Here is a 26,862-nt window from a genome sequence, read left to right as displayed (position 1 = left end):
GTGGAAGCTATATTATTATTGATGGTTTCGTTAGTCCCACTCATTATTTCTGTGACTATTATTTTTTATTCACAGTCTCAATTAACAAAAGCCTTATCTCTTTTCTTATGTATGCTCTCCTTCTGGCAAATGGATATCGCAGTTTTATATGCAGGAGATTTCTTAAGTCAGGGGACAATTGAACTCTTATTTAAAATATTCCGGCTAGGAACTATTTGTATAATGCCAGTTATGTATTATTTTTCATATTATTTAGTAAGTGAACATAAAGAGTTTAAACGATTTAGAGTATTGTTTAATAAGCCATTTTTATACGTTTTAATTTTATATAGTTTATTTGCCTATTTTATTAATTTTACTAGCCTTGGTGTGAAGGATTTTATTGTTATGGATGGAAATTTACTTTCTTCTAAGTATATTCTTCCTATTTACGGAAAGTGGAATGTATTATTCATCTTAAATATTGTTTTATTATATTTGAACACTATCATTTTATTGGTGATTTCCTTTAAAATTAGGGATCCCATTTATAAAAGCTTTTATATCAAATTTGTAATCGCTGTTTTAATCATCTATATTAATGGTGTATTTAGTGGTTTTATTTTTATTCCATTATTTTTCTCTAGTTTTAACTCTTTGATAGCGGCAGTTATTTTATTTTTAAGCTTTTTTCAAATGCAATCGACACATCTGAATAATATGAATGCAGAGTTATCGAGGCAAAGTGAGTTACTCGAAGCTATTATGGATATAAACCCGAATTATTTATTAGTTAAAAATAAGAAGGAACAAATAGTAAAAATGAATCCTTCCTTCTTAAAGCTATTATCGCTTGAAAACAATAATTGGTTAGGGCGTCCATTTTCTTATATAGAAAAACGTATTAATATGGAGACAGACGAACCGCATCGATTTGTCGATAGCAGCGGGAAGAACTATTTTATTATATGGGGGAAAAAGGAACTTATACATAGTACTGGAGAAGAATATCATATCTATTTTGGACATGATATTACGGATCAGAAGCATAATGAACAACTAATGATTTCTTCTGAAAAATTAAAAGTGGTAGGAGAGATGGCTGCCAGTGTTGCCCATGAAATTCGAAATCCGTTGACAACTATTAGAGGGTTTATCCAGCTTTTGAAGGAAAAAAACGATGCTTCTGGCTATGAAACGATATTACTGGATGAAATTGATCGGATTAATGAAGTCTTAAAAGAGTTGCTTATACTAAGTAAACCTGAGGCGAAAGAAAATGATAATAATGCTCTTCCGATTACAAAAGCATTTTTAGAATTAAAAAATCTAAAAGTCCTATTTCATGCCCTGGCTAATGAACAAAATAAAGAGATCATCTTAGAAAATAGAGAGAATAAAGAAATAATAGCTTCAATTGATAATTCTCAATTTAAACAAGTTTTATTAAATATATTGAAAAATAGTATAGAGGCAATTGAACCTCAAACAGGGAAAGTAAAAGCAATACTCGACCAAAAAGATGATTTTTGTAGAATTAGAATAATTGATAATGGAGACGGAATAAGTAAAGAAAGACTAGCTAGGATTGGAGAACCGTATTATACAAGCAAAGAAAAAGGAACTGGCATAGGCTTAACGATATGTTTAAAGCTTCTCAAGCAAAATAAAGGAGATATGGTAGTGAAAAGTAAAGAGGGATGGGGAACTGCAGTTACCATTGTCTTACCGTGTTTTCTTTAAAGATGTATAGAGAGTTGCGTAACAAATAAAAAGCGGATGTTTAAGGGGAAAACCCCTTTTAAACATCCGCTTTTTGAATCATTTCAATTAAGATAAGCGATTACTGTAATCTTCGAAGACAAACTGGCGAACAACTTTTAAGCCTTCTTCTTCATTATAAGAAGCAATAGAAGGTAAATTAACGCCGTTGAACATATGGTTTTTAACCATTGTATAGTGGGCCATGTCGCAGAATACAATTTTATCGCCAGGCTTTAGTGGTTTTTTGAAAGAATAATCCCCAATAACATCTCCGGCTAAGCACGTCATACCGCCAAGTCTATAGGTATATTCATTTTCACCAGGCTTCCCAGCATCAATAATATTAGGTCGATATGGCATTTCAAGTACATCTGGCATATGACAAGTTGCTGATGTATCAAGTATAGCAATATCCATTCCATTATGAACAATATCAAGGACAGTGGATACTAAGTAACCTGTATTCAATGCAATGGCTTCGCCTGGTTCTAAATAAACATCTACATTATATTTTTCTTTTATAAATAATATAGATTCAACTAAAGTTTCAATATCATAATCTGGACGAGTAATATGGTGTCCTCCACCAAAATTAATCCACTTCATTTTTTTTATATATTCGCCGAACTTCTCATCGACTACTTTTATCGTGCGTTTTAAAGTATCCGAATTTTGCTCACACATCGTATGAAAATGAAGTCCATCTATTCCATCTAATTCTTCTGGATTAAAGTTATCTAAGGTAATACCAAATCGAGAATAAGGAGCACATGGGTTATAAAGCTGTGTTTCAATTTCTGAGTATTCAGGATTGATTCGAAGACCTACATCAATTTTCTTCCCCGCTTTTTGAACCTTATCTTTAAATCGATTCCACTGACTATGCGAATTAAAGACGATATGGTCTGTATATTGAAGTAATTCATCAAATTCGCTTTCTGCATATGCAGGTGCATATGCATGTACTTCTTTTCCCATTTTCTCATAGCCAAGTCTAGCTTCGAATAACGAACTGGATGTTACTCCTGCTAAGTATTTACCTACTAGAGGAAATACAGAGTGCATGGAAAACCCCTTTAATGCAAGTAGAATTTTTGCCCCTGTACGTTCCTGTACAGACTGTAAAATTTCTAAGTTTCTTGTTAAAAGACGCTCGTCCACTACGTAACTTGGTGATGGAGCTTTTGTAAAGTCAATCTTTTTCATTTCATTCCTCTCAATCTATAAGAGTTGGAGAAAAGTTCTCCTGCCATGGTAATCCATATTTATTTAATGCATCCATGAATGGATCTGGATCAAATTCCTCTACATTGTATACGCCTGGACGCTTCCATTGGCCTTTCATGATAAGCATGGCACCAATCATCGCTGGAACACCAGTTGTATATGAGATTGCTTGAGATCCTACCTCGCGATAACATTCTTGGTGATCACAAATATTATATACATAATAAGTTTTAGGCTTTCCATCTTTTGTACCTTGAATGATACAGCCGATATTGGTTTTCCCTTTTGTTCTAGGTCCAAGTGATGCAGGATCAGGGAGAATTTCTTTTAAAAACTGTAATGGGATAATCTCTTTTCCTTCATAATTAATTGGTTCAATAGATGTCATTCCAACATTCTCAAGAACCTTTAAGTGGTTTAGATAATTATCAGAGAAAGTCATCCAGAAACGGATTCTCTTAAGTCCTTTAATATTTACTGCTAATGATTCTAGTTCTTCATGGTATAAAAGATAAATGTTTTTAGGGCCAATTTGGTCTAAATTATATTCTCTTTTTTCAGAAAGTGGTGGTGTTTCAATCCATTCGCCGTTTTCCCAATATCTTCCGTTCGCTGTAATTTCACGAATATTGATTTCTGGATTAAAGTTTGTAGCAAATGGATAGCCATGGTCTCCGCCATTAGCATCAACAATATCTATATAATTAATTTCATCAAAATGATGTTTTTGTGCATAAGCCGTGAAAACACCTGTTACTCCAGGATCAAACCCACTTCCAAGGAGCGCGGTTAAGCCAGCCTCTTCAAACTTTTGCTTATATTCCCATTGCCATTTATATTCAAATTTAGCTGTTTCAGGTGGTTCATAGTTTGCAGTATCTAAGTAATGGACCCCAGTAGCTAGACACGCATCCATTATAGTTAAATCTTGGTATGGTAATGCAACGTTGATTACTATTTCTGGCTTAAAGCTATTGATTAACTCGATTACTTCTTCTGTTTTATCAGCATCAACTTGAGCAACAGTAACCTTTGTTTTGCCACCATCAATTTTATCTTTAATTGCTTCACACTTTGAAAGTGTTCTGCTTGCAATGCAAATTTCTTCGAATACATCTGGTACTTGACAGCATTTATGTGCGACAACACTTGCCACTCCGCCAGCACCAATAATTAATGCTTTTCCCAACATGAATAACCTCCTTTAATACTACCTAAAAAATTTCAATAAGGCTGATTATACATAATGTGCGTCAAATAATCTATATAATCCAGTAAAATATAAAAAAAATTTAATGAAAATTTATAGACAGGAAATTCAGCTGTAAAATTAGGGAAGAAAAGGAGGGGGCTAACAAATGATTTATTGTGGGATTAAGAGGAAACCTCTCAGAGAATAGCTTGCTCTCTTTTAGAAAATAAAATAAAAAAAACGACTATTATCGCCGTTAGGTTATGAAAAATATGGTGGAGACTATCGGGATCGAACCGACGACCTCTTGCATGCCATGCAAGCGCTCTCCCAGCTGAGCTAAGCCCCCATAATAATATCTATATACATTATACAAAATTAAATAAAAACTTCAAGTGGTTGAATGAATTATTGGATTGGAATAAATAGAACCCTTTATAAAACTAAAAGATTAGCAGAATTTATTGAAAATGAGTATACTGAAAAATTTCAAGTTAATGAAGGAATAATATGTAAGGAAATTTCTATACCTATAAAGGAAGGTTCAAATGAGGGGTATATGAACCTTCTCCTTTTTAATGATTGAAATTAATTTAAACTCTCTATTTCAATTTCTTTCACTCCATGAATGTCAGAAACATCTCTATAAACATCTGTTATTTCTCTTTTTTGATCAACTATGATAATAAGGTAAATAGAATGTTCTCCCGTTTCTAAATCTTTAATTCGTATATGTTTTATTCCTGTTCTTAAATTACGTATCGCCTTAATAATAGTTGAGACATTTTCCTTTTGGTCAGCTTTTAGTTTTACTTTAATTTCTTTTTCTCTCAACTGACGAGGACCAATCATACTCATGAAAAATGGTATAAATTTAACACTAATTAATAGAAGGACAACCCCAATTAAAGCTTCTATATAATATCCTGCTCCGACTGCAATCCCTATGCCTCCTGCTCCCCATATTAAAGCTGCTGTAGTTAATCCAGAAATACTATCATTTCCTCTTCTCAGTATAACTCCAGCACCTAAAAAACCGATCCCAGAAACAATTTGAGCCGGTAAACGTAACGGATCCATTTGAATATTAACTTGATCGCTACCAGGAAATTTATAGGCTGCTTCAATCGAAATAATAGTTAATAAGCAGCTCACAATACTTATTACAAGACTAGTTTTTAGACCTACAGGTTTACGTTTAATTTCTCGCTCTAATCCAATGATCAATCCGAAACCAGCGGAAATACCTATTTTTAATAAAAAATCTATATTAATATCCATTCTATGTTTCCTCTCCTGTATTTAATTTATTGTAGTCAAGTGTCGTGGTTGATTATTAATTCTCACTATATAAAGAACAGGAAATTAAACAAGGCTACAAGGTGCTAGGGGAAATTATTGAAAACAATTCTACGATTTTTAAAAACTTAAAGTATAATATCCTATAACGGTTTATTGTAAACACTAAATATTAATTAAGTGTATGTTATTTGGAGAAAAACATTCTTCTTATAGAAATGGTACTCCTTTTTAATAATGGAATATTTTTTTTTAAAAAGTATTGACGGTTAACTTTAAACAATGTTATATTAATATCCGTCGCTGAAACAACACGAAATGTTAAAGTAAATGACGAAAAAGAATTTTAAAAATACTATTGACATTGATAGTTAATAGATGTTATATTAGGAAAGTCGCTTCTTGAGCGGCTAACTAAATTGCTCTTTGAAAACTGAACAAACAAACGTCAACAATAATCGTTTTATAACGAATGTTGTAAAACAAAAAAAGTAATAAAAAGCTAGAGTTTAGCAATGAGCTAATCAACTCTTTATTGGAGAGTTTGATCCTGGCTCAGGACGAACGCTGGCGGCGTGCCTAATACATGCAAGTCGAGCGGACTTTAAAAGCTTGCTTTTAAAGTTAGCGGCGGACGGGTGAGTAACACGTGGGCAACCTGCCTGTAAGACTGGGATAACTTCGGGAAACCGGAGCTAATACCGGATAATCCTTTTCCTCTCATGAGGAAAAGCTGAAAGACGGTTTACGCTGTCACTTACAGATGGGCCCGCGGCGCATTAGCTAGTTGGTGAGGTAACGGCTCACCAAGGCGACGATGCGTAGCCGACCTGAGAGGGTGATCGGCCACACTGGGACTGAGACACGGCCCAGACTCCTACGGGAGGCAGCAGTAGGGAATCTTCCGCAATGGACGAAAGTCTGACGGAGCAACGCCGCGTGAGTGATGAAGGTTTTCGGATCGTAAAACTCTGTTGTTAGGGAAGAACAAGTACAAGAGTAACTGCTTGTACCTTGACGGTACCTAACCAGAAAGCCACGGCTAACTACGTGCCAGCAGCCGCGGTAATACGTAGGTGGCAAGCGTTGTCCGGAATTATTGGGCGTAAAGCGCGCGCAGGCGGTCCTTTAAGTCTGATGTGAAAGCCCACGGCTCAACCGTGGAGGGTCATTGGAAACTGGGGGACTTGAGTGCAGAAGAGAAGAGTGGAATTCCACGTGTAGCGGTGAAATGCGTAGAGATGTGGAGGAACACCAGTGGCGAAGGCGACTCTTTGGTCTGTAACTGACGCTGAGGCGCGAAAGCGTGGGGAGCAAACAGGATTAGATACCCTGGTAGTCCACGCCGTAAACGATGAGTGCTAAGTGTTAGAGGGTTTCCGCCCTTTAGTGCTGCAGCAAACGCATTAAGCACTCCGCCTGGGGAGTACGGCCGCAAGGCTGAAACTCAAAGGAATTGACGGGGGCCCGCACAAGCGGTGGAGCATGTGGTTTAATTCGAAGCAACGCGAAGAACCTTACCAGGTCTTGACATCCTCTGACACTCCTAGAGATAGGACGTTCCCCTTCGGGGGACAGAGTGACAGGTGGTGCATGGTTGTCGTCAGCTCGTGTCGTGAGATGTTGGGTTAAGTCCCGCAACGAGCGCAACCCTTGATCTTAGTTGCCAGCATTCAGTTGGGCACTCTAAGGTGACTGCCGGTGACAAACCGGAGGAAGGTGGGGATGACGTCAAATCATCATGCCCCTTATGACCTGGGCTACACACGTGCTACAATGGATGGTACAAAGGGCAGCAAAACCGCGAGGTCGAGCAAATCCCATAAAACCATTCTCAGTTCGGATTGTAGGCTGCAACTCGCCTACATGAAGCTGGAATCGCTAGTAATCGCGGATCAGCATGCCGCGGTGAATACGTTCCCGGGCCTTGTACACACCGCCCGTCACACCACGAGAGTTTGTAACACCCGAAGTCGGTGGGGTAACCTTTTGGAGCCAGCCGCCTAAGGTGGGATAGATGATTGGGGTGAAGTCGTAACAAGGTAGCCGTATCGGAAGGTGCGGCTGGATCACCTCCTTTCTAAGGAAAATGGAATTTACATTCCATCAAAGATTGTTGACGATTGGTTGTTCAGTTTTGAGGGAGCAATTCCTCAAAATGATAGGCTGAATAAGCCTGATTGTTCCTTGAAAACTAGATTATGTAAGAACCAAGAAAGAAACCGAGTAATCGCCATCTTAGATTCTCTATTTTAGAGAATTACTTCTTTGAAAGTAGTCGTATTAAACGAATACTCCTTCAAAGATTGGAGAGCAAAGAGAAGCAAGTAGGTCAAGGAAGCGACCGAACGAGCACCGGAGCGTACGAAAGTACGTGAGGAGCAGAGTGAAGAAGCTGACGAAGAGATACGCCGCTTATCTTTGGTCGAAACTAAGTTAAGTTAGAAAGGGCGCACGGTGGATGCCTTGGCACTAGGAGCCGATGAAGGACGGGATTAACACCGATATGCTTTGGGGAGCTGTAAGTAAGCTTTGATCCAGAGATTTCCGAATGGGGAAACCCTCTATCCGTAATGGGATAGAATCTTTACCTGAATACATAGGGTACTGAAGGCAGACCCGGGGAACTGAAACATCTAAGTACCCGGAGGAAGAGAAAGCAAACGCGATTCCCTGAGTAGCGGCGAGCGAAACGGGATTAGCCCAAACCAAGAGGCTTGCCTCTTGGGGTTGTAGGACACTCTATATGGAGTTACAAAGGAACGGGGTAGACGAATCGATCTGGAAAGGTCAGTCGTAGAAGGTAAAAACCCTGTAGTCGAAACTTCGTTCCCTCTTGAGTGTATCCTGAGTACGGCGGGACACGAGAAATCCCGTCGGAAGCAGGGAGGACCATCTCCCAAGGCTAAATACTCCCTAGTGACCGATAGTGAACCAGTACCGTGAGGGAAAGGTGAAAAGCACCCCGGAAGGGGAGTGAAATAGATCCTGAAACCGTGTGCCTACAAGTAGTTAGAGCCCATTTATGGGTGATAGCGTGCCTTTTGTAGAATGAACCGGCGAGTTACGATTACATGCGAGGTTAAGTTGAAGAGACGGAGCCGCAGCGAAAGCGAGTCTGAATAGGGCGAAATAGTATGTGGTTGTAGACCCGAAACCAGGTGATCTACCCATGTCCAGGGTGAAGTCCAGGTAACACTGGATGGAGGCCCGAACCCACGCACGTTGAAAAGTGCGGGGATGAGGTGTGGGTAGCGGAGAAATTCCAATCGAACTTGGAGATAGCTGGTTCTCTCCGAAATAGCTTTAGGGCTAGCCTCAAGATTTAGAGTATTGGAGGTAGAGCACTGTTTGGACTAGGGGCCCCCATCGGGTTACCGAATTCAGACAAACTCCGAATGCCAAATACTTATTCTTGGGAGTCAGACTACGAGTGATAAGATCCGTGGTCAAGAGGGAAACAGCCCAGACCACCAGCTAAGGTCCCAAAGTATACGTTAAGTGGAAAAGGATGTGGAGTTGCTTAGACAACCAGGATGTTGGCTTAGAAGCAGCCACCATTTAAAGAGTGCGTAATAGCTCACTGGTCGAGTGACTCTGCGCCGAAAATGTACCGGGGCTAAACGTATCACCGAAGCTGTGGATTGACATCTATGATGTCAGTGGTAGGAGAGCGTTCTAAGGGCGTTGAAGCTAGACCGTAAGGACTGGTGGAGCGCTTAGAAGTGAGAATGCCGGTATGAGTAGCGAAAGATGAGTGAGAATCTCATCCACCGAATGCCTAAGGTTTCCTGAGGAAGGCTCGTCCGCTCAGGGTTAGTCGGGACCTAAGCCGAGGCTGAAAAGCGTAGGCGATGGACAACAGGTTGATATTCCTGTACCACCTTTAAATCGTTTGAGCAATGGGGGGACGCAGGAGGATAGGGTAAGCGTGCTGTTGGATTAGCACGTCCAAGCAGTTAGGCTGGTAATGAGGCAAATCCCATTACCACATAAGCGGAGCTGTGACGGCGAGGGAAATATAGTACCGAAGTTCCTGATTCCACACTGCCAAGAAAAGCCTCTAGCGAGATTTAGGGTGCCCGTACCGCAAACCGACACAGGTAGGCGAGGAGAGAATCCTAAGGTGAGCGAGAGAACTCTCGTTAAGGAACTCGGCAAAATGACCCCGTAACTTCGGGAGAAGGGGTGCTCTTGCGGGTGCAAGCCTGCGAGAGCCGCAGTGAATAGGCCCAGGCGACTGTTTAGCAAAAACACAGGTCTCTGCGAAGCCGCAAGGCGAAGTATAGGGGCTGACACCTGCCCGGTGCTGGAAGGTTAAGAGGAGGGGTTAGCACGTTAGTGCGAAGCTCTGAATTGAAGCCCCAGTAAACGGCGGCCGTAACTATAACGGTCCTAAGGTAGCGAAATTCCTTGTCGGGTAAGTTCCGACCCGCACGAAAGGTGTAACGATCTGGGCACTGTCTCAACGAGAGACTCGGTGAAATTATAGTACCTGTGAAGATGCAGGTTACCCGCGACAGGACGGAAAGACCCCGTGGAGCTTTACTGCAGCCTGATATTGAATTTTGGTACAGCTTGTACAGGATAGGTAGGAGCCTTGGAAGCCGGAGCGCCAGCTTCGGTGGAGGCATTGGTGGGATACTACCCTGGCTGTATTGACATTCTAACCCGCACCCCTGATCGGGGTGGGAGACAGTGTCAGGTGGGCAGTTTGACTGGGGCGGTCGCCTCCTAAAAAGTAACGGAGGCGCCCAAAGGTTCCCTCAGAATGGTTGGAAATCATTCGTAGAGTGTAAAGGCACAAGGGAGCTTGACTGCGAGACCTACAAGTCGAGCAGGGACGAAAGTCGGGCTTAGTGATCCGGTGGTTCCGCATGGAAGGGCCATCGCTCAACGGATAAAAGCTACCCCGGGGATAACAGGCTTATCTCCCCCAAGAGTCCACATCGACGGGGAGGTTTGGCACCTCGATGTCGGCTCATCGCATCCTGGGGCTGTAGTCGGTCCCAAGGGTTGGGCTGTTCGCCCATTAAAGCGGTACGCGAGCTGGGTTCAGAACGTCGTGAGACAGTTCGGTCCCTATCCGTCGTGGGCGTAGGAAATTTGAGAGGAGCTGTCCTTAGTACGAGAGGACCGGGATGGACGCACCGCTGGTGTACCAGTTGTCTTGCCAAAGGCATCGCTGGGTAGCTATGTGCGGAAGGGATAAGTGCTGAAAGCATCTAAGCATGAAGCCCCCCTCAAGATGAGATTTCCCATAGCGCAAGCTAGTAAGATCCCTGAAAGATGATCAGGTTGATAGGTCAGAGGTGGAAGCGTGGCGACATGTGGAGCTGACTGATACTAATAGATCGAGGACTTAACTAAAATGAAAAGCGGAAACGCCTGTTTATCGGCGTACAAACTGGAGGAGCATCGACTGAGATAAAGGAAACACGATGAACGTTAGTGAATCGATGTGGACTTATCGTAGGGAGATGATCAGAAGTTTGATAGGCGATAGGCGTTGGAGCTGGACAAAATGATTACTTGTTTCTTTCTTCTTACCATAATCTAGTTTTCAGGGAATAATTTTCTAAAATTATACTTGAAAAAATCTCAAAAACATGTATAATAAAATATGTCTTGAGAAAAGTCTGGTGGCGATAGCGAGAAGGTCACACCCGTTCCCATACCGAACACGGAAGTTAAGCTTCTCAGCGCCGATGGTAGTTGGGGGTTCTCCCCCTGTGAGAGTAGGACGTCGCCAGGCTTTATATATGGAGGATTAGCTCAGCTGGGAGAGCATCTGCCTTACAAGCAGAGGGTCGGCGGTTCGATCCCGTCATCCTCCACCATTTATTATTGGACAACTATATTTACGCCGGTTTAGCTCAATTGGTAGAGCAACTGACTTGTAATCAGTAGGTTGGGGGTTCAAGTCCTCTAGCCGGCACCATCTAATGAGCCATTAGCTCAGTCGGTAGAGCATCTGACTTTTAATCAGAGGGTCGGAGGTTCGAATCCTCCATGGCTCACCATTAGAAAATTCAAAATAGTATTAAGCGGGTGTGGCGGAATTGGCAGACGCACTAGACTTAGGATCTAGCGCCGCAAGGCGTGGGGGTTCGACTCCCTTCACCCGCACCAATTTATTATCAATTAAATAGATGCGGAAGTAGTTCAGTGGTAGAACACCACCTTGCCAAGGTGGGGGTCGCGGGTTCGAATCCCGTCTTCCGCTCCATAAAACAATGCCGGGGTGGCGGAACTGGCAGACGCACAGGACTTAAAATCCTGCGGTAGGTGACTACCGTACCGGTTCGATTCCGGTCCTCGGCACCATTGTTTTTATATTAATGCGCCCGTAGCTCAATTGGATAGAGCGTCTGACTACGGATCAGAAGGTTATGGGTTCGACTCCTTTCGGGCGCGCCATTATATTTCGGGAAGTAGCTCAGCTTGGTAGAGCACTTGGTTTGGGACCAAGGGGTCGCAGGTTCGAATCCTGTCTTCCCGACCATTATTCTCATTATATGGGGCCTTAGCTCAGCTGGGAGAGCGCCTGCCTTGCACGCAGGAGGTCAGCGGTTCGATCCCGCTAGGCTCCACCAATTTTATAATTCTTAATATGATGGCGGCGTAGCTCAGCTGGCTAGAGCGTACGGTTCATACCCGTGAGGTCGGGGGTTCGATCCCCTCTGCCGCTACCATACATATTATCTTGGACCTTTAGCTCAGTTGGTTAGAGCAGACGGCTCATAACCGTCCGGTCGTAGGTTCGAGTCCTACAAGGTCCACCATATTATTGAGGAGGAATACCCAAGTCCGGCTGAAGGGATCGGTCTTGAAAACCGACAGGCGGGTCAAACCGCGCGGGGGTTCGAATCCCCCTTCCTCCTCCATAAATATTAAATTATAATATTGTCGCGGGGTGGAGCAGTCTGGTAGCTCGTCGGGCTCATAACCCGAAGGTCGCAGGTTCAAATCCTGTCCCCGCAATCTGGTCCGGTAGTTCAGTTGGTTAGAATGCCTGCCTGTCACGCAGGAGGTCGCGGGTTCGAGTCCCGTCCGGACCGCCATATAAAATGGCTCAGTAGCTCAGTCGGTAGAGCAAAGGACTGAAAATCCTTGTGTCGGCGGTTCGATTCCGTCCTGAGCCACCATTTTAGTACAATCTAAAATGAATAATAAGTATAATGGCGGCTATGGCGAAGTGGTTAACGCATCGGATTGTGGCTCCGACACTCGTGGGTTCGATTCCCACTAGTCGCCCCATACAAATAAAATATGCGGGTGTAGTTTAATGGTAAAACCTCAGCCTTCCAAGCTGATGTCGTGGGTTCGATTCCCATCACCCGCTCCATATATGGGCCTATAGCTCAGCTGGTTAGAGCGCACGCCTGATAAGCGTGAGGTCGATGGTTCGAGTCCATTTAGGCCCACCATAAAAATATTCCGCAGTAGCTCAGTGGTAGAGCATTCGGCTGTTAACCGAACGGTCGTAGGTTCGAGTCCTACCTGCGGAGCCATTTTTTTTGGGGAAGTACTCAAGAGGCTGAAGAGGCGCCCCTGCTAAGGGTGTAGGTCGCGTAAGCGGCGCGAGGGTTCAAATCCCTCCTTCTCCGCCATTGGCCCGTTGGTCAAGTGGTTAAGACACCGCCCTTTCACGGCGGTAACACGGGTTCGAATCCCGTACGGGTCATAAAAACTGATAGCATTTGCTATCAGTTTTTTTATTTCTTATAAGATTCTTTCCGATAAATTCTCTATAGTCTCTAGGAGAACCTATGAGTTTGTATCGATTAAAATTTTCCCTGTCTCAGATTTTCTTCCATTTATCCTCACTTGTAAATAATCTATTCCCCGGGTTTTTTTAATCAAAATCAGAAAAAAATCCAGTATCAGGACCTCTAAACAGATCAATTGCTAGAACTTTTTTGTCTGTTGTTTCAAAAAAAGGATTCATTTCTTCCCCTATTTGTTCTTTTAAATATTCTTCTTCCCTTTTACTCATTATCATTTTCCTTCCTTATGTTAGAAATTCACTTTAGTATTCCTCTTCATCAAAAAAACTATGTTAAAAGTTCACAATCTAAATGAGTCAATTAAACATAAAAAGATTTATAGTATCATAAAATTTTAAAAACAAAAAAGGATTTACCTTCTATTGATAGAATATTAAAATTAATCAAATTTAATTAATCTGGTTATGGCATTATAAAAATGTACCTTTCGGACATTAATTTGTGCATGAAAAAACCACTTGCCAACATCATCCAATAAAAGTAAACTCCTCGTTGGACCAACAACGTTTGACAGGAGGATACATAGGAGATGTTACAAGTGGTAGAAATCAATTATATCAGACATGAAGTAAACCAAAAAGGGAAAAGTTATGCCGAGGTGGCTCGTCAAGTACAGCACGATGAACGGACAGTAAAAAAATATGCGGATCAAGAAGAATTCCCCCAAAAACACAAACAAACACGTCCCTCGCCTATCTTGGATCCAGTAAAGCATATTATTGATGGGTGGATTCGTGAGGATTTAAAGCTAAAAAAGAAGTTTCAACGTACTGCACAACGTATGTATAACCAACTAATCGAAGAGCATGATTTTCAAGGTGGGGACCGTACAGTAAGACGTTATGTTTCAGCCCGGAGAAAGGAATTAGCGAAAGAAGCAGAGGGTGCCTCTTTACCGCTGCAAACGATTCCTGGAACAGCACAAGTAGATTTCGGAAAAGCACCATTTAAATATTTAAATGAAATGATCGAACTACCGTTTCTCGTTATGTCATTTCCAGATGCCAATACCTTTTATTTTCAAGTGTTTCCTTCGGAAAATACCGAGTGTCTTCTAGAAGGATTACAACGCATTTTTCAACATATGAAGAGCGTACCGAAAACGATTCGCTTTGATAATCTATCGCCCGCTGTAAAGAAAATTCATGCCCGTGGTGAAAGAGAATTAACAGATATGTTCGAGCGATTCGTGCTGCACTTCGGTTTTGAATATGAATTCTGTAATCCAGCAAAGGGAAACGAAAAAGGACATGTAGAAAATATGGTGAAATATGTCCGGAATAATTTCTTATTGCCGGCTAATACAATTGTAGACTTGGAAGAGTTTAATCAAACTCTATGGGAAAAGGCAGAAAGAAATCGTCAACGGAAGCATTACCTAAAGCAAGAGTCGTTAGAATCCTTACACGAATTAACATGTGCAGCTCATATTTTACTGCCCGAAAAAATATTTAACTGCGCTCGTATTGTCACTGCAAAGGCTGATAAAAGTGGAATTGTACATATAGATAATAAATTGTATTCGACATCGCCACGATTTGCACAGAAGAAAGTGGTCGTCGAAGTGACATTTAATGAAGTACGTATTCTAAGTGAAACTCATGAATGTATTGTCACTCATTCTCGACTTTATGGCAGCAAGGCCAAATCAATGGTTTGGCAACCTTATCTAAAACTACTTTCTCAAAGGCCACGCGCAATTAAATATTCAGGTATTTATGATCATTTACCTGATGAGTGGAACCTGTATTTAAAAGCGTGTACAGAGGAAGAACAGAAGTCTGCTTTCTCTCTCCTATCGGAGTTAATGAAAACTAATAACCTAGATAAAATTACAGAAGCTTTACAGATAGCTCAAAAGACAGGTCATCCAAAAGCAGAGCATATTCAACAAGCTTTTAACGCACTTATCTTTGATGACAACGATTATCAAAATATAACACCAGCCATCACATTACCTGAAATGCCCGAAATCACACGTGGTGCAGATCGTTATAATGACTTCTTTAAAACGGAGGTGTGATCATGAGCGAATCGATTCAAGAATACGCAAAACGGCTAAAATTAAGCTATTTGCGAATGCATTGTGATGATCTGTCCGAAGAACAGATTGCATTCCTAAAACAGCTTTTTGAAAAAGAAATTGAACAACGCGAACAAACTCGGATTAATTTACTCTTGAAACAAGCACATCTACCGCAAGGTGGAAATGAAACGTTTGACTGGCAGCATGTTCAAATACCTAAAAGTATTTCAAAAGAGAGTATCTACGAGGGGCTATTCATTAAGGAAAAGGAAAATTTAATTTTATATGGTGGTGTGGGTGCAGGAAAAACATATTTAAGTAAACTGATTTCTTTAAATGCCATAACTAGATTTGGCCATAAAGTCCGGTTTTACACGGTTGCAGGTCTAGTGAATCAGTTAGTGGATGCCAATCAAAAGGGCCAACTAGCCAGGTTGTTGGGGCAAATTGAGAAATTAGATTTATTAGTACTCGATGAAATGGGTTATATTCCGTTAGGAAAAGAAGGAGCCGAACTGTTATTCCAAGTAATTTCGATGTGTTATGAGCGAAAAAGCATCATTATTACAACGAATCTTCAATTTGGCCAATGGAACCATGTATTTGGCAATCAAATTTTAACAGAAGCGGTTATTGATCGTCTTATTCACCATTCTCATCTGGTGATATTCACTGGTGAAAGTTATCGATATCGCAATTCTAGTATGCGAGATTAAATGAAAATAATGATGTTGGCAGTGGTTACAAAAGTAATGACCGTTTCTTGCATTTTTTGATTGCCAAATCCAATTAATCACCAATTTTTTAGCAATGTATGCCATAAATTGTTTTGGAAGCAAAAAAAAAGGGAATTGAAAAGTACAAAGTGTAAAATTTACTCACTTAATATTATTTGTAATAGAAAGTAGGATGACAGTGGAGACAGTATATCCAACAGAATTTCAACTACATTTATTTCATGAAGGAAACTTATTTGAGAGCTATAGATTATTTGGATCCCATATTCATCATAAAAATGGAGAGAATTATACCAGTTTTTGTGTTTGGGCTCCCAATGCTCTAAGTATTCAAGTGGTTGGGGATTTTAATAATTGGAATGGTGAAGGTTATTCCCTTGAAAAAATTAATAATGAAGGTGTGTGGCTTCTAAATGTAGAGAGGGATTTAACGGGTGCTATGTATAAATATAAAATAACTGCACCTGATGGAAGAGTTTTTCTTAAAGCTGATCCTTATGCTTTTCTCTCCGAGGTAAGACCTAATACAGCTTCCATTGTTTATTCCTTGGAAGGTTACAAGTGGAATGATACAAAATGGAAACAAAAAAAGACAAAAAAGAACTATTTAAATGAACCTCTTGCTATATATGAAGTCCATTTAGGATCATGGAAAATCCATGAGGATGGAGAACTGTATACCTATAGGGAACTTGCTGATGAATTAATTCCATATGTTGTGGAACAAGGATTTACCCACTTGGAAGTGCTGCCCTTAGTAGAACATCCACTCGATATTTCCTGGGGATATCAAGGTACAGGATACTATTCTGCAACAAGCAGATTTGGAGAGCCAAAGGATTTGATGTATTTCATCGATCAATGTCATCAACATGGGCTTGGCGTGATATTAGATTGGGTACCTGGACATTTTTGTAAAGATGAGCATGGACTTTATCAATTTGATGGAACTAGTCAATATGATTATAAGAATCCGGTGGATAGAGAAAATTATGTTTGGGGAACGGCCAATTTTGATTTAGGAAAAAATGAAGTCCAAAGCTTTTTAATTTCAAATGCAATTTTTTGGATGGAATATTTCCATGTAGATGGATTTAGAGTTGATGCTGTTTCTAATATTATTTATTGGCCAAATTCAAATGAAAATAGCGTGAACCAATTTGGAATCGATTTCCTCCAAAAACTGAATCAAACAGTTTGTCAATACGATCCAACAGTTCTAATGTTTGCAGAGGATTCTACTGATTGGCCTCAAGTAACTGCACCAGTTCATTATGGTGGCATTGGATTTCACTACAAATGGAATATGGGCTGGATGAATGATATTTTAACCTATATGGAAACTGATTCAGTTAATCGAAAGCAAGTACATGATAAAGTCTCCTTTTCCCTACATTATGCCTTTTCCGAAAATTTTGTTTTACCATTTTCACATGATGAAGTTGTTCATGGAAAGAAATCGTTAGTAGATAAGATGCCAGGAGATTATTGGCAAAAATTTGCTCAATTCCGGCTCCTCTTAGGATATATGATTACACATCCAGGAAAAAAATTATTATTTATGGGAAATGAATTCGCCCATTTTGCTGAATGGAAGGATAAAGAACAGTTAGATTGGATGCTGCTAGATTATGAGATGCATCAAAAAGCAAATGAGTATATGAAGGAATTACTAAAAATCTATAAAAGGTCCAAACCTTTATATCAGTTGGATCATGTCAATGATGGCTTTGATTGGATTGATGTAAATAATAGAGAGCAGTCTATCTTCTCTTTTATACGTAGGGCAGAAAAAGAAGAAGATTATTTAGTCGTCATTTGTAATTTCACTTATCATACATATGAAAGTTACAGAATCGGCGTTCCTTTAAATAACTCTTTCCGAGAAATATTAAATAGTGACACTGATAGATTTGGTGGAGCTAATTATATAAATAAAAAGGTAATAAAAGCAGAAAAAGTAGAATTTCATGGAAAACCTTATTCTGTTCAACTAACGATACCAGCTTTCAGTATAATCATTTTACGTCCAGTTCAACACCGGAAGGGGAGAAAAGGAAATGGGAAAGAAACGGTGCGTCGCAATGCTATTAGCAGGAGGAAAGGGGAGTAGACTTTATTCCTTAACAAAAAGTCTAGCAAAGCCAGCAATCCCTTTTGGAGGAAAATATCGAATTATCGATTTCACTTTAAGTAATTGTTCCAATTCGGGAATTGAAACTGTTGGCGTCTTAACGCAATACCAGCCGCTCGTTTTAAACTCATACATTGGAATAGGGAGTGCATGGGATTTAGACCGTGTTAATGGAGGAGTAACCGTATTACCTCCTTATAGTGAGTCATCAGAAGTGAAATGGTATACAGGAACAGCAAGTGCTATTTATCAAAATCAGAACTACTTGTCTCAATATGATCCCGAATATGTTCTCATTTTATCAGGAGACCATATTTACAAAATGAATTATGAAGAAATGCTTGAATATCACATAGATAAGCAAGCAGATGCTTCTATCTCCGTGATTCAAGTACCATGGGAGGAAGCGAGTAGGTTTGGTATTATGAATACAAATAAAGAGATGAACATTGTAGAATTCGAAGAGAAGCCTAAACATCCAAAAAATAATCTAGCTTCGATGGGAATCTATATTTTTAAATGGCATGTTCTGAAAGAATTACTAGTAGAAGATAATTTAAATAAAAATTCCTCCCATGATTTTGGCAAGGATATTATTCCTTTACTCATCGAAAAACAGAAAAAAGTGGTTGCCTATCCATTTAAAGGGTATTGGAAAGATGTCGGAACTGTTCAAAGCCTATGGGAAGCAAACATGGATTTATTGGATGATAATTGTGAATTAAATATTTCTGATTATAATTGGAGAATTTATACGGTAAATCCCAATCATCCACCACAATATATTTCTAGTGAGGCGCATGTGAAAGAGTCGATGGTGAATGAAGGGTGTATTATTAGTGGGAATTTAGAGAAAACCATTGTTTTTCAAGGTGTTACTGTAGGAGAAGGGACAATTATTAGAAGTTCTGTCATCATGCCTGATGCGAAGATTGGTAATAATGTTTATATTGAAAAGGCTATTGTCCCTTCTGAAATAACCATACCAGATGGAATGGTCATTAAACCAAAAAAAGACTCCAATGAAGTAGTCCTTGTAACAGAAGAAATGGTTAATGAAGTGATTTCCTAACAAACTAGATAGGAGGGGTTAAGATGATAAGATCTATGCTGGGCATTATTGATGCAACAACACATAAGGAAGATTTAGAAGAATTAACTGCACATCGCACACTTGCTGCACTTCCGATAGGCGGACGGTACCGCTTAATTGATTTTGTCCTTTCCAATATGGTGAACTCTGGAATAGGTAGTGTTGCTATTTTTCCAAAGTATCAGTATCGCTCGTTAATGGATCATTTAGGTTCGGGGAAAAACTGGGATTTAGATAGAAAGAGAGATGGATTGTTCTTTTTCCCAGCATCTTTAACCGCAACAAATACAGATGGAATAGGTTCTTTTAATCATTTTGCGGCAAATATGGATTATTTTCAGAGAAGCAAGCAAGAATATGCGCTAGTTGCAAATTGCTTTACTGTGTTTAATATGAATTTTAATCCTGTATTAGAGCGGCATCTCTCTTCTGGTTGTGATATAACGGAGATCACGAATAATGGAAGTTCGTTAGAAATATATCTAATTAAGAAGTCAAAGCTGATTGATTTAATAGAATCTAGAGCTGTTACAGGTTATACATGTATGAATGATGTTGTCTTAGATATGAATAATCAGCTAAAAATATGTGAATATGAATATAACGGCTATGCCGAAAAAATAGATTCAATATCCAGTTACTATCATGTAAGTAAAGATATATTAAAAGCTAAAGTCTGGAATCAGCTTTTTATCAAAGAAAGACCAATATTTACAAAAGTTAAAGATGAACCACCTACACGATATACAACTACAGGTGAAGTGAAAAACTCCATGATAGCAAATGGGTGTTTTATTGAAGGCGAGATTATAAATAGTATTGTTTCTAGAGCGGTTAAGGTTGGAAGAGGTTCAAGTTTAAAGAATTGCATTATTATGCAAAAATGTACGATTGGAGAAAATTGCCACTTGGACTCAGTTATTTTAGATAAAGATGTGGTTGTAGAAAGTGGTACTGTGATGACTGGTACTGCAAGTTCTCCCTTTGTAGTCAGAAAAGGAACAGTGCAAGGAGCGTTGATGAATTCGTGAAAGTATTATTTGCAGTTTCAGAATGTGTACCATTTATAAAATCAGGGGGACTGGCAGATGTAGCTGGTTCTCTTCCTAAAGAATTAAAGAAGCAAGGTACGGATGTAGCGGTAATTATGCCAAAGTATCAAGATATTCCAGCACATTTACTTGCCAATGTTAAGAAAAGATGCTATTTCTTTGTTCAAGTAGGTTGGCGAAATCAATACTGTGGAATTGAAGAATTAGAAGTAGATGGAATTACTTTTTATTTCATTGATAATGAATGGTATTTTAAGAGAAGTGGTTTATATGGTTATGGAGATGATGGAGAACGGTTTGCCTTCTTTAATCGAGCCGTACTAGAGAGTTTACCTTATTTAACAGACTATCCTGATATTATTCATTGCCATGATTGGCATACGGCTATGATTCCTTTCCTGTTGGATGTAGACTATAAATGGAAAAAAGAGTATAGCAATATTAAGACTGTATTTACCATACATAATCTTCAGTTTCAAGGAATATTGCCAAGAGAAGTTCTTGGTGATTTATTTAATCTAAATGATTATTACTTTACAACAAATAATCTGGAATTCTATGGAAATGTTAATTTGATGAAAGGGGGGCTTATCGCTGCTGATAAGATAACGACAGTAAGTCCTACCTATAAAAACGAAATACAAACAGAATATTATGGTGAGAAGCTGAATAATGTATTAAAGCAGAGAGAGAAAGATTTATATGGAATTATAAATGGGATTGATGAAGAAACATATAATCCAGAAACAGATCCGGTAATTGCAGCAAATTATACGGTTACTTCTCTAGATAAAAAGCAAGAAAATAAACGATTTATTCAGAAAAAATTCGGATTGAAGGAAGACGTTGAAATCCCAATAATTTGTATGATAACTAGGTTAACTAGTCAAAAGGGATTAGAATTAGTTAGACATATATTTCATGAAATAATGGAAGAAGATGTACAGTTTCTCGTATTAGGAACAGGAGATCCTGAATTCGAGAACTTTTTCCGTGAGATGGAATATACGTATTCTGACAAATGCAAAGCTTATATTGGGTTTGATGAAAATTTAGCTCATCAGATGTACGCAGGTGCAGACTTATTTTTAATGCCATCAAAATTTGAGCCTTGTGGATTAGGGCAGCTAATTGCTTTACGATACGGGAATATCCCCATTGTGAGAGAGACAGGAGGGCTAAATGACACTGTTTTCTCTTATAACGAATGGACAGAGGAAGGAAATGGATTTAGTTTCACTAATTTCAATGCCCATGACATGCTTTACACGATTAGAAGAGGCCTTCATTTTTATAAAGAGGAAAAAGAAGTATGGCATAAGCTAATGAAGAATGCCATGTCGATGGATAATAGTTGGGCTCAATCTGCATTTAAATATAATCAGTTATATGCAGAGCTTATCTCGAGGAGTGAATCCCATGTTTTCTAATAAAGAAAGTTTTAAAAGGTATTTCTTACAAAGGCTTGAAATGACTTATGGAAAGACCTTTGAAGATACAACAAGTAGTGATCATTTTCAAACGTTAGGGCATATGATTAGAGAATATGTAAGCTCAAACTGGATTCAGACAAATGAACAAAGTCGTAACAACAACGGAAAACAGGTATATTACCTTTCTATTGAGTTTTTATTAGGGAGATTACTTCATAATAATTTAATTAACTTAGGGATTGATCAAGTTGTTATCGAAGGTTTGAAAGATCTTGGAATCGATTTTTTTGAAGTGGAAGATATGGAGCACGATGCCGGACTAGGCAATGGTGGATTAGGAAGGTTAGCAGCTTGCTTTTTGGATTCTTTAGCTACATTAGACTTACCAGGGCATGGTTGTGGGATACGTTATAAACATGGTTTATTCGAACAACGAATTGTTGATGGATACCAACTTGAATTGCCAGAACAATGGTTAAAGCAAGGCCAGGTTTGGGAAGTTCGAAAGGAAGACTTAGCGGTAGATATTTATTTCTGGGGAAATATTGATATGTATGAGAAGAATGGAAAGTTACAGTTTCGGCATTTAAATGCCGAAACTGTAACAGCAGTTCCCCATGATGTACCAGTCATTGGCTATCATACGACGACTGTTAACACATTAAGATTATGGAATGCTGAACCGTCGTCCTTAATTGCAAAAGATGTGAAGGATATAATGCGTTATAAAAGAGAAACAGAATCGATATCTGGTTTTTTATATCCAGATGATTCCAATGATGAGGGAAAGATATTACGGTTAAAACAACAATACTTTTTAGTTTCTGCAAGCTTGCAATCCATTATTCGAAATTATAAGCAGCAATATAAAAACATTAGTGAAATGCATCACTATATAAGCTTACATGTAAATGATACACATCCCGTATTGGCAATCCCAGAGCTAATGAGAATATTAATGGATGAAGAAGGATTAGGCTGGGATGAAGCATGGGAGATTACTACAAATACTATTTCTTACACCAATCATACCACGTTATCTGAAGCATTAGAACAATGGCCAATCTATATATTCCAGCCCCTATTACCCCGAATTTATATGATAATTGATGAGATAAATGAACGTTTCTGCATGAAGTTATGGAAAAAGTATCCTGGTGATTTTTTGAAAATTGAAAAAATGGCTATAATTGCCCATGGCATGATTAAGATGGCCCATTTAGCATTAGTGGGTAGCTATAGTGTAAATGGAGTAGCGGAAATTCATACAGAAATTTTGAAGAAACGAGAAATGGCTGATTTTTATGCCTTCTATCCAGAAAAGTTTAATAATAAAACGAATGGAATTACTCATAGAAGGTGGCTAATAAAGGCAAATCCTAAGCTTACAAACTTAATTTCTAATATAATTGGTGATAAATGGGTCGATCAGCCAGAATCATTAAGGGAATTATTAAATTATCAAGAAGATGCTAGTTTACAAGAAAATCTCGCAGCAATTAAGCAAAGTAATAAGGAAAGACTTGCAAAGATAATCAAGGAGAAAAATGGAATTCTTGTAGATCCTTCCTCTATTTTTGATGTTCAAGTAAAGAGACTGCATGCTTATAAAAGACAATTATTAAATATTTTGCACATCATGTCTCTTTATAATAAATTAAGAGAAGATCCATCCATTGATATGGAGCCTAGAACGTTTATTTTCGGAGCAAAGGCATCACCGGGATATTATTATGCAAAAAAGATTATTAAATTAATTAATACAGTTGCTCATAAGGTTAACAATGATAAAAGGATACAAAATAAATTAAAGGTTGTTTTTATAGAAAATTATCGAGTTTCCTTAGCGGAACATATTTTTCCAGCTGCTGATGTAAGTGAGCAAATCTCCACCGCAAGTAAAGAAGCGTCGGGCACTGGTAATATGAAATTTATGATGAATGGTGCATTGACACTTGGAACAATGGATGGAGCAAACATTGAAATGCATGAATTAGTGGGAGATGATAATATTTTCATCTTTGGGATGAATGCAGATCAAGTATTAGAGCTTTATCAAAATGGTGGCTACAGCTCTCGGGAGTATTTTTACCATGATGATAGAATTCATGAAGTAGTGAATCAATTAAAAAATGGTTTTTATGATCATCCAGTGGGTGAATTCGATCCTATTTTTGATTCGTTACTAATTGAGAATGATCAGTTCTTTGTATTAAAAGATTTTAATTCTTATGCAAGCATTCATGAAAAGGTGAACCAAGCATTTAAGAATAAACAAGACTGGCTGCGAAAAAGCATTGTAAATATTGCGATGTCGGGCCATTTTTCAAGCGATCGAACAATAAAGGAATATGCAGAGGATATTTGGCGTATAAAACCTTATATTTAATTGTTTAGAAGCAGGCTGGGAAATAAAGAAATTCAGCCAAAAACCGAGCAATTTTACGGAGATGCTAATAAGCTTCGTATAATTGTTTGGTTTTTTTATTCATTAAAAAAAGAAGGTTTGTAGTTTAATTCATGCCTGATACACCTTGATTTCCATGGGGCGAGCGGTGAGTTCTCCTGTTAGACGACACCGTTCTCACGCCACTCCCATAGAAACTCTTCGAGCATGCAGGCTGCTTTATTTTTCCGACTCCTTTATTATCCAATAAATTTCCCAACGAAAATTAAACCAAAAATATTCACCTTCACTGATTGGACCTTTAGTTTTATTTAAAAGTCTCTTAATCCTCCTCTTCTTCAGTATCCTCTTCTATATATCCATCTGATTTATGGAATGGAACATCACCAAAGGGAGCTTCTATTCCTTCCTCATCTAATGCTTGTTCATATTTTTCTTGATCTTTAGATGGATATACAGCTCTTTCTGTTCCATCGATATTTGTAGCTGTAAAGTTTTCATAATCTTCCGGGAAGGTATCATCGTCGTTCTCTCTATCGTAGAGACTGTCATAATCTTCGAAATCACCTCGTAAATCTGATGGCGTTTCAGAAGTTCCATAGCGAGCTACCTCTTGAAAACTATCATCGTAGTCTCTAACATCGCCAGTATCATAATGACGAAATTCATTACCATGAGCTAATTCTAGAATATCTTCCTCTACAGGTCGATCATTTGCAATAGTTTGTTCATCACTATATTCTTTTAGCGTAAGAGCTGTCGGAATTGCTTCTAATCTTTCGTAAGGAATTTCTTTACCTGAAACCTTACAAATTCCATAAGATCCGTCTTCTATTGCCTTTAAGGCGTTATTGATTTTTTCTAATTCAGATTGGTCATGTTGTTCTAGGGCAGAATCTTTTTCTCTTTCAAATAATTCTGTTCCCAGATCTGCTGGATGGTTATCATAACTAGATAATTCTCCAACTGATTCCAAGGCATTTTCTTCACTGGCGTATCCGTTTGTTCTATCTAATAAAGTTGCTTTTCTTTCTTCTAATTCTTTTTTTAAATGACTTATTTGCTCTGTTGATAACAAGGTAAACACATCCTTATCTGTTCCTACTATTAGTATATATAGACAACCTGTTCATAAATTTCCCTGTTTTATGTTTATCAAACCTAGTTTTCCATTTGTTATCGTTTTCTTAAGAAAAATAAATAGTTGAAAAGTGCATTAAGAATTCACTATGATTGACATAATATTAAAGACAGGTGTATCGTAAAATATGCTAAAATAGTAAGTGGCGTATATCTTTGAACCAATATAATCAAGCGTATATTCTTGATTAGTTTTAGGGGGATTTACAAAGGGATGAATGATAGCAAAGGAATAATGGTACAAACAATAATAAAGGAAAGTGATTCTCCTACTATCTTAGTTAGTGAAGTGAAGAAACTAGAAAAGAAAATAGATATTCTGGAGTTTTTTTCAAATTACAGTTCTTATAAAGGAAAACGTTTTTTCTGGAAGGACCCTTCTGAAAAAAACATGCTTGTAGGAATCGGCATTTGTGAAGGGATAGAGTATTCATTAGGGGAGAACTCTTATTCATTTGTAGAAAAAAAATGGAGACAGCTGTTAGACAATGCAATAGTATTTAATGAATATAATGAAATAGGGATCGGACCAGTCCTTTTAGGTGGTTTCTCCTTTGATCCATTAAAAGAGAAAACACAAGTCTGGGATGGCTTCTCGGAAGCACATTTTTACGTACCTCAATTTATGTTAAGTGAAATAAATGGAAGTCAATTTATTACTACTAATATAATGATTCAATCAGATAAAAAGGATGATGCAAAAGAAGAGTTAAAAAAGCATTCTATTAGGTATCAAAGAGTAGAAGCATTTTCTACAACTTTGCCTTTGATTGAAAAGATTACTGAAATAGATCAAGAAACATGGAAGGATAAAGTTAATAAAGTAATAAATGAGTTAAATGGAGATTTAAAAAAAGTAGTGTTAGCACGTGCTACTCAAGTGCATTTTTCTAATGATGTTGAGACAGAGTTTGTTCTTAAAAATTTAATACAACAACAAAGCAATGGTTATATTTTTGCTTTAGAAGCAAAAAACAAATGTTTCATCGGAGCTTCTCCAGAAAGATTGGTAAAAAAAGAAGGACCAACTGTTTTTTCTACCTGTCTGGCCGGGTCAATTGCGAGGGGAAAAAACAAAGAAGAAGACGATACCTTTGCACAAGCCTTACTTTCGGATTCGAAAAATAGAGAAGAACATAATTATGTTGTTAAAATGATTAAGAATGCTATGGAGGAAGTCTGTAGTACGGTAGAAATGCCATCCAATCCAAAAATCTTGAAGATGAGAGATATTCAACATCTTTATACTCCAGTTAGCGGGAAGGTAAAAGAAACAGAATCCTTAATTTCCTTTATTCGCTTATTGCATCCAACTCCAGCTCTTGGTGGATTCCCTCGAGAGGAAGCCTTAAAGGTTATTAGAGAGGTGGAAGGATTAGATAGAGGGATGTATGGTGCTCCTATCGGTTGGCTTGATTACCAGGGGAATGGAGAATTTGCAGTAAGCATCCGTTCGGGCTTAATAGATGGGAATGCCGCAACCATTATTGCTGGATGCGGTATTGTAGCTGACTCTGATCCAGAATCTGAGTATGTAGAAACTGCAATTAAATTTAAGCCAATGCTAACTGCGTTAGGAGGAAAATAAA

Annotated in this window: 14 protein-coding genes, 22 tRNA genes and 3 rRNA genes; 33 read left to right on the top strand and 6 right to left on the bottom strand. The window is 38.6% G+C overall.

Annotated features, from left to right (window positions below; translation table 11 throughout):
• Positions 1-1,722, top strand: a complete 1,722-nt coding sequence (locus NSQ89_RS16085) for an ATP-binding protein (RefSeq protein WP_053215670.1) — start codon at positions 1-3, stop codon at positions 1,720-1,722.
• Positions 1,723-1,809: 87 nt separating this feature from the next.
• Here NSQ89_RS16085 and nspC read toward each other — a convergent pair whose 3' ends face one another.
• The 4 genes from nspC to NSQ89_RS16065 all read right to left on the bottom strand — a co-directional run bounded on the left by nspC (position 1,810) and on the right by NSQ89_RS16065 (position 5,443).
• Entirely contained in the window at positions 1,810-2,949 is a 1,140-nt protein-coding gene (gene nspC / locus NSQ89_RS16080) for a carboxynorspermidine decarboxylase (protein WP_047942180.1), read from the bottom strand.
• A 10-nt stretch (positions 2,950-2,959) separates the two neighbouring features.
• Complete coding sequence (locus NSQ89_RS16075; RefSeq protein ID WP_047942343.1) at positions 2,960-4,159, bottom strand: saccharopine dehydrogenase family protein; 1,200 nt, start codon at positions 4,157-4,159, stop codon at positions 2,960-2,962.
• Positions 4,160-4,435: 276 nt separating this feature from the next.
• Positions 4,436-4,511 (bottom strand) — tRNA-Ala (locus NSQ89_RS16070).
• Positions 4,512-4,750: 239 nt separating this feature from the next.
• Positions 4,751-5,443 (bottom strand): MgtC/SapB family protein, encoded by a 693-nt coding sequence (locus NSQ89_RS16065; RefSeq protein WP_047942178.1) that lies wholly within the window; start codon positions 5,441-5,443, stop codon positions 4,751-4,753.
• 550 nt (positions 5,444-5,993) lie between these two features.
• Here NSQ89_RS16065 and NSQ89_RS16060 point away from each other — a divergent pair.
• From NSQ89_RS16060 to NSQ89_RS15945, 24 genes are all read left to right on the top strand, one after another.
• A 16S ribosomal RNA gene (locus NSQ89_RS16060) occupies positions 5,994-7,541 on the top strand.
• Positions 7,542-7,895: 354 nt separating this feature from the next.
• A 23S ribosomal RNA gene (locus NSQ89_RS16055) occupies positions 7,896-10,831 on the top strand.
• A 268-nt stretch (positions 10,832-11,099) separates the two neighbouring features.
• A 5S ribosomal RNA gene (rrf, locus tag NSQ89_RS16050) occupies positions 11,100-11,216 on the top strand.
• The 16S, 23S and 5S rRNA genes sit together here with 21 tRNA genes alongside, the layout of an rRNA operon.
• Positions 11,217-11,225: 9 nt before the next feature.
• Positions 11,226-11,301, top strand: a tRNA-Val gene (locus tag NSQ89_RS16045).
• A gap of 25 nt (positions 11,302-11,326) precedes the next feature.
• A tRNA-Thr gene (locus tag NSQ89_RS16040) sits at positions 11,327-11,402 on the top strand.
• Positions 11,403-11,408: 6 nt separating this feature from the next.
• Positions 11,409-11,484: transfer RNA gene (locus NSQ89_RS16035), tRNA-Lys, on the top strand.
• Between the two features lie 24 nt (positions 11,485-11,508).
• A tRNA-Leu gene (locus NSQ89_RS16030) sits at positions 11,509-11,593 on the top strand.
• Between the two features lie 22 nt (positions 11,594-11,615).
• Positions 11,616-11,690, top strand: a tRNA-Gly gene (locus NSQ89_RS16025).
• Between the two features lie 9 nt (positions 11,691-11,699).
• Positions 11,700-11,788, top strand: a tRNA-Leu gene (locus tag NSQ89_RS16020).
• Positions 11,789-11,804: 16 nt separating this feature from the next.
• Positions 11,805-11,881 (top strand) — tRNA-Arg (locus NSQ89_RS16015).
• 8 nt (positions 11,882-11,889) lie between these two features.
• A tRNA-Pro gene (locus NSQ89_RS16010) sits at positions 11,890-11,966 on the top strand.
• A gap of 15 nt (positions 11,967-11,981) precedes the next feature.
• Positions 11,982-12,057, top strand: a tRNA-Ala gene (locus tag NSQ89_RS16005).
• A gap of 22 nt (positions 12,058-12,079) precedes the next feature.
• A tRNA-Met gene (locus NSQ89_RS16000) sits at positions 12,080-12,156 on the top strand.
• 13 nt (positions 12,157-12,169) lie between these two features.
• A tRNA-Ile gene (locus tag NSQ89_RS15995) sits at positions 12,170-12,246 on the top strand.
• Positions 12,247-12,255: 9 nt separating this feature from the next.
• A tRNA-Ser gene (locus tag NSQ89_RS15990) sits at positions 12,256-12,348 on the top strand.
• Between the two features lie 23 nt (positions 12,349-12,371).
• Positions 12,372-12,445: transfer RNA gene (locus tag NSQ89_RS15985), tRNA-Met, on the top strand.
• A 3-nt stretch (positions 12,446-12,448) separates the two neighbouring features.
• Positions 12,449-12,525, top strand: a tRNA-Asp gene (locus tag NSQ89_RS15980).
• Positions 12,526-12,533: 8 nt separating this feature from the next.
• Positions 12,534-12,609: transfer RNA gene (locus NSQ89_RS15975), tRNA-Phe, on the top strand.
• Between the two features lie 36 nt (positions 12,610-12,645).
• Positions 12,646-12,721: transfer RNA gene (locus NSQ89_RS15970), tRNA-His, on the top strand.
• 14 nt (positions 12,722-12,735) lie between these two features.
• Positions 12,736-12,809: transfer RNA gene (locus NSQ89_RS15965), tRNA-Gly, on the top strand.
• 5 nt (positions 12,810-12,814) lie between these two features.
• Positions 12,815-12,891 (top strand) — tRNA-Ile (locus NSQ89_RS15960).
• A gap of 9 nt (positions 12,892-12,900) precedes the next feature.
• Positions 12,901-12,975, top strand: a tRNA-Asn gene (locus NSQ89_RS15955).
• Positions 12,976-12,983: 8 nt separating this feature from the next.
• Positions 12,984-13,074, top strand: a tRNA-Ser gene (locus NSQ89_RS15950).
• Between the two features lie 2 nt (positions 13,075-13,076).
• Positions 13,077-13,148 (top strand) — tRNA-Glu (locus tag NSQ89_RS15945).
• A gap of 171 nt (positions 13,149-13,319) precedes the next feature.
• Here NSQ89_RS15945 and NSQ89_RS15940 read toward each other — a convergent pair.
• On the bottom strand, positions 13,320-13,460 hold the full coding sequence (locus tag NSQ89_RS15940) for a hypothetical protein (protein ID WP_176474108.1): 141 nt from the start codon (positions 13,458-13,460) through the stop codon (positions 13,320-13,322).
• 320 nt (positions 13,461-13,780) lie between these two features.
• On the opposite strand from NSQ89_RS15940, the gene istA reads away from it, so the two are divergent.
• From istA to NSQ89_RS15905, 7 genes are all read left to right on the top strand, one after another.
• Entirely contained in the window at positions 13,781-15,274 is a 1,494-nt protein-coding gene (gene istA, locus NSQ89_RS15935; RefSeq protein WP_341132106.1) for an IS21 family transposase, read from the top strand.
• A 2-nt stretch (positions 15,275-15,276) separates the two neighbouring features.
• Positions 15,277-15,993 carry an IS21-like element helper ATPase IstB gene (gene istB, locus NSQ89_RS15930; protein WP_341132107.1) on the top strand — a complete coding sequence of 239 codons (717 nt, stop codon included), beginning with the start codon at positions 15,277-15,279 and terminating at the stop codon, positions 15,991-15,993.
• A gap of 193 nt (positions 15,994-16,186) precedes the next feature.
• Positions 16,187-18,127, top strand: a complete 1,941-nt coding sequence (glgB, locus tag NSQ89_RS15925) for a 1,4-alpha-glucan branching protein GlgB (RefSeq protein WP_341132912.1) — start codon at positions 16,187-16,189, stop codon at positions 18,125-18,127.
• The gene (locus NSQ89_RS15920; protein ID WP_047944551.1) at positions 18,075-19,220 is read left to right on the top strand and encodes a glucose-1-phosphate adenylyltransferase; all 1,146 of its coding nucleotides are present in this window, start codon (positions 18,075-18,077) and stop codon (positions 19,218-19,220) included. The genes glgB and NSQ89_RS15920 overlap by 53 nt, the downstream gene beginning before the upstream one ends.
• 23 nt (positions 19,221-19,243) lie before the next feature.
• Complete coding sequence (locus tag NSQ89_RS15915; protein WP_095258014.1) at positions 19,244-20,272, top strand: sugar phosphate nucleotidyltransferase; 1,029 nt, start codon at positions 19,244-19,246, stop codon at positions 20,270-20,272.
• Complete coding sequence (glgA, locus tag NSQ89_RS15910) at positions 20,269-21,723, top strand: glycogen synthase GlgA (RefSeq protein ID WP_144545027.1); 1,455 nt, start codon at positions 20,269-20,271, stop codon at positions 21,721-21,723. Before NSQ89_RS15915 ends, glgA begins: the two co-directional genes overlap by 4 nt.
• On the top strand, positions 21,713-24,115 hold the full coding sequence (locus NSQ89_RS15905) for a glycogen/starch/alpha-glucan phosphorylase (protein ID WP_341132911.1): 2,403 nt from the start codon (positions 21,713-21,715) through the stop codon (positions 24,113-24,115). Before glgA ends, NSQ89_RS15905 begins: the two co-directional genes overlap by 11 nt.
• A 340-nt stretch (positions 24,116-24,455) precedes the next feature.
• On the opposite strand, the gene NSQ89_RS15900 is transcribed toward NSQ89_RS15905, so the two are convergent.
• Positions 24,456-25,220 (bottom strand): TraR/DksA C4-type zinc finger protein, encoded by a 765-nt coding sequence (locus NSQ89_RS15900; RefSeq protein ID WP_309325578.1) that lies wholly within the window; start codon positions 25,218-25,220, stop codon positions 24,456-24,458.
• Between the two features lie 267 nt (positions 25,221-25,487).
• Here NSQ89_RS15900 and NSQ89_RS15895 point away from each other — a divergent pair, with 267 nt between their 5' ends.
• Positions 25,488-26,861 (top strand): isochorismate synthase, encoded by a 1,374-nt coding sequence (locus tag NSQ89_RS15895; protein ID WP_061798785.1) that lies wholly within the window; start codon positions 25,488-25,490, stop codon positions 26,859-26,861.
• The last annotated feature ends 1 nt before the right edge of the window (position 26,862 follow it).

The organism is Niallia sp. FSL R7-0648 (assembly GCF_038007005.1).
GTDB classification, from domain to species: domain Bacteria; phylum Bacillota; class Bacilli; order Bacillales; family Cytobacillaceae; genus Niallia; species Niallia circulans.
Note: the sequence above shows the minus strand (reverse complement) of the source record. Positions and strands in the feature narration are given on the sequence as shown.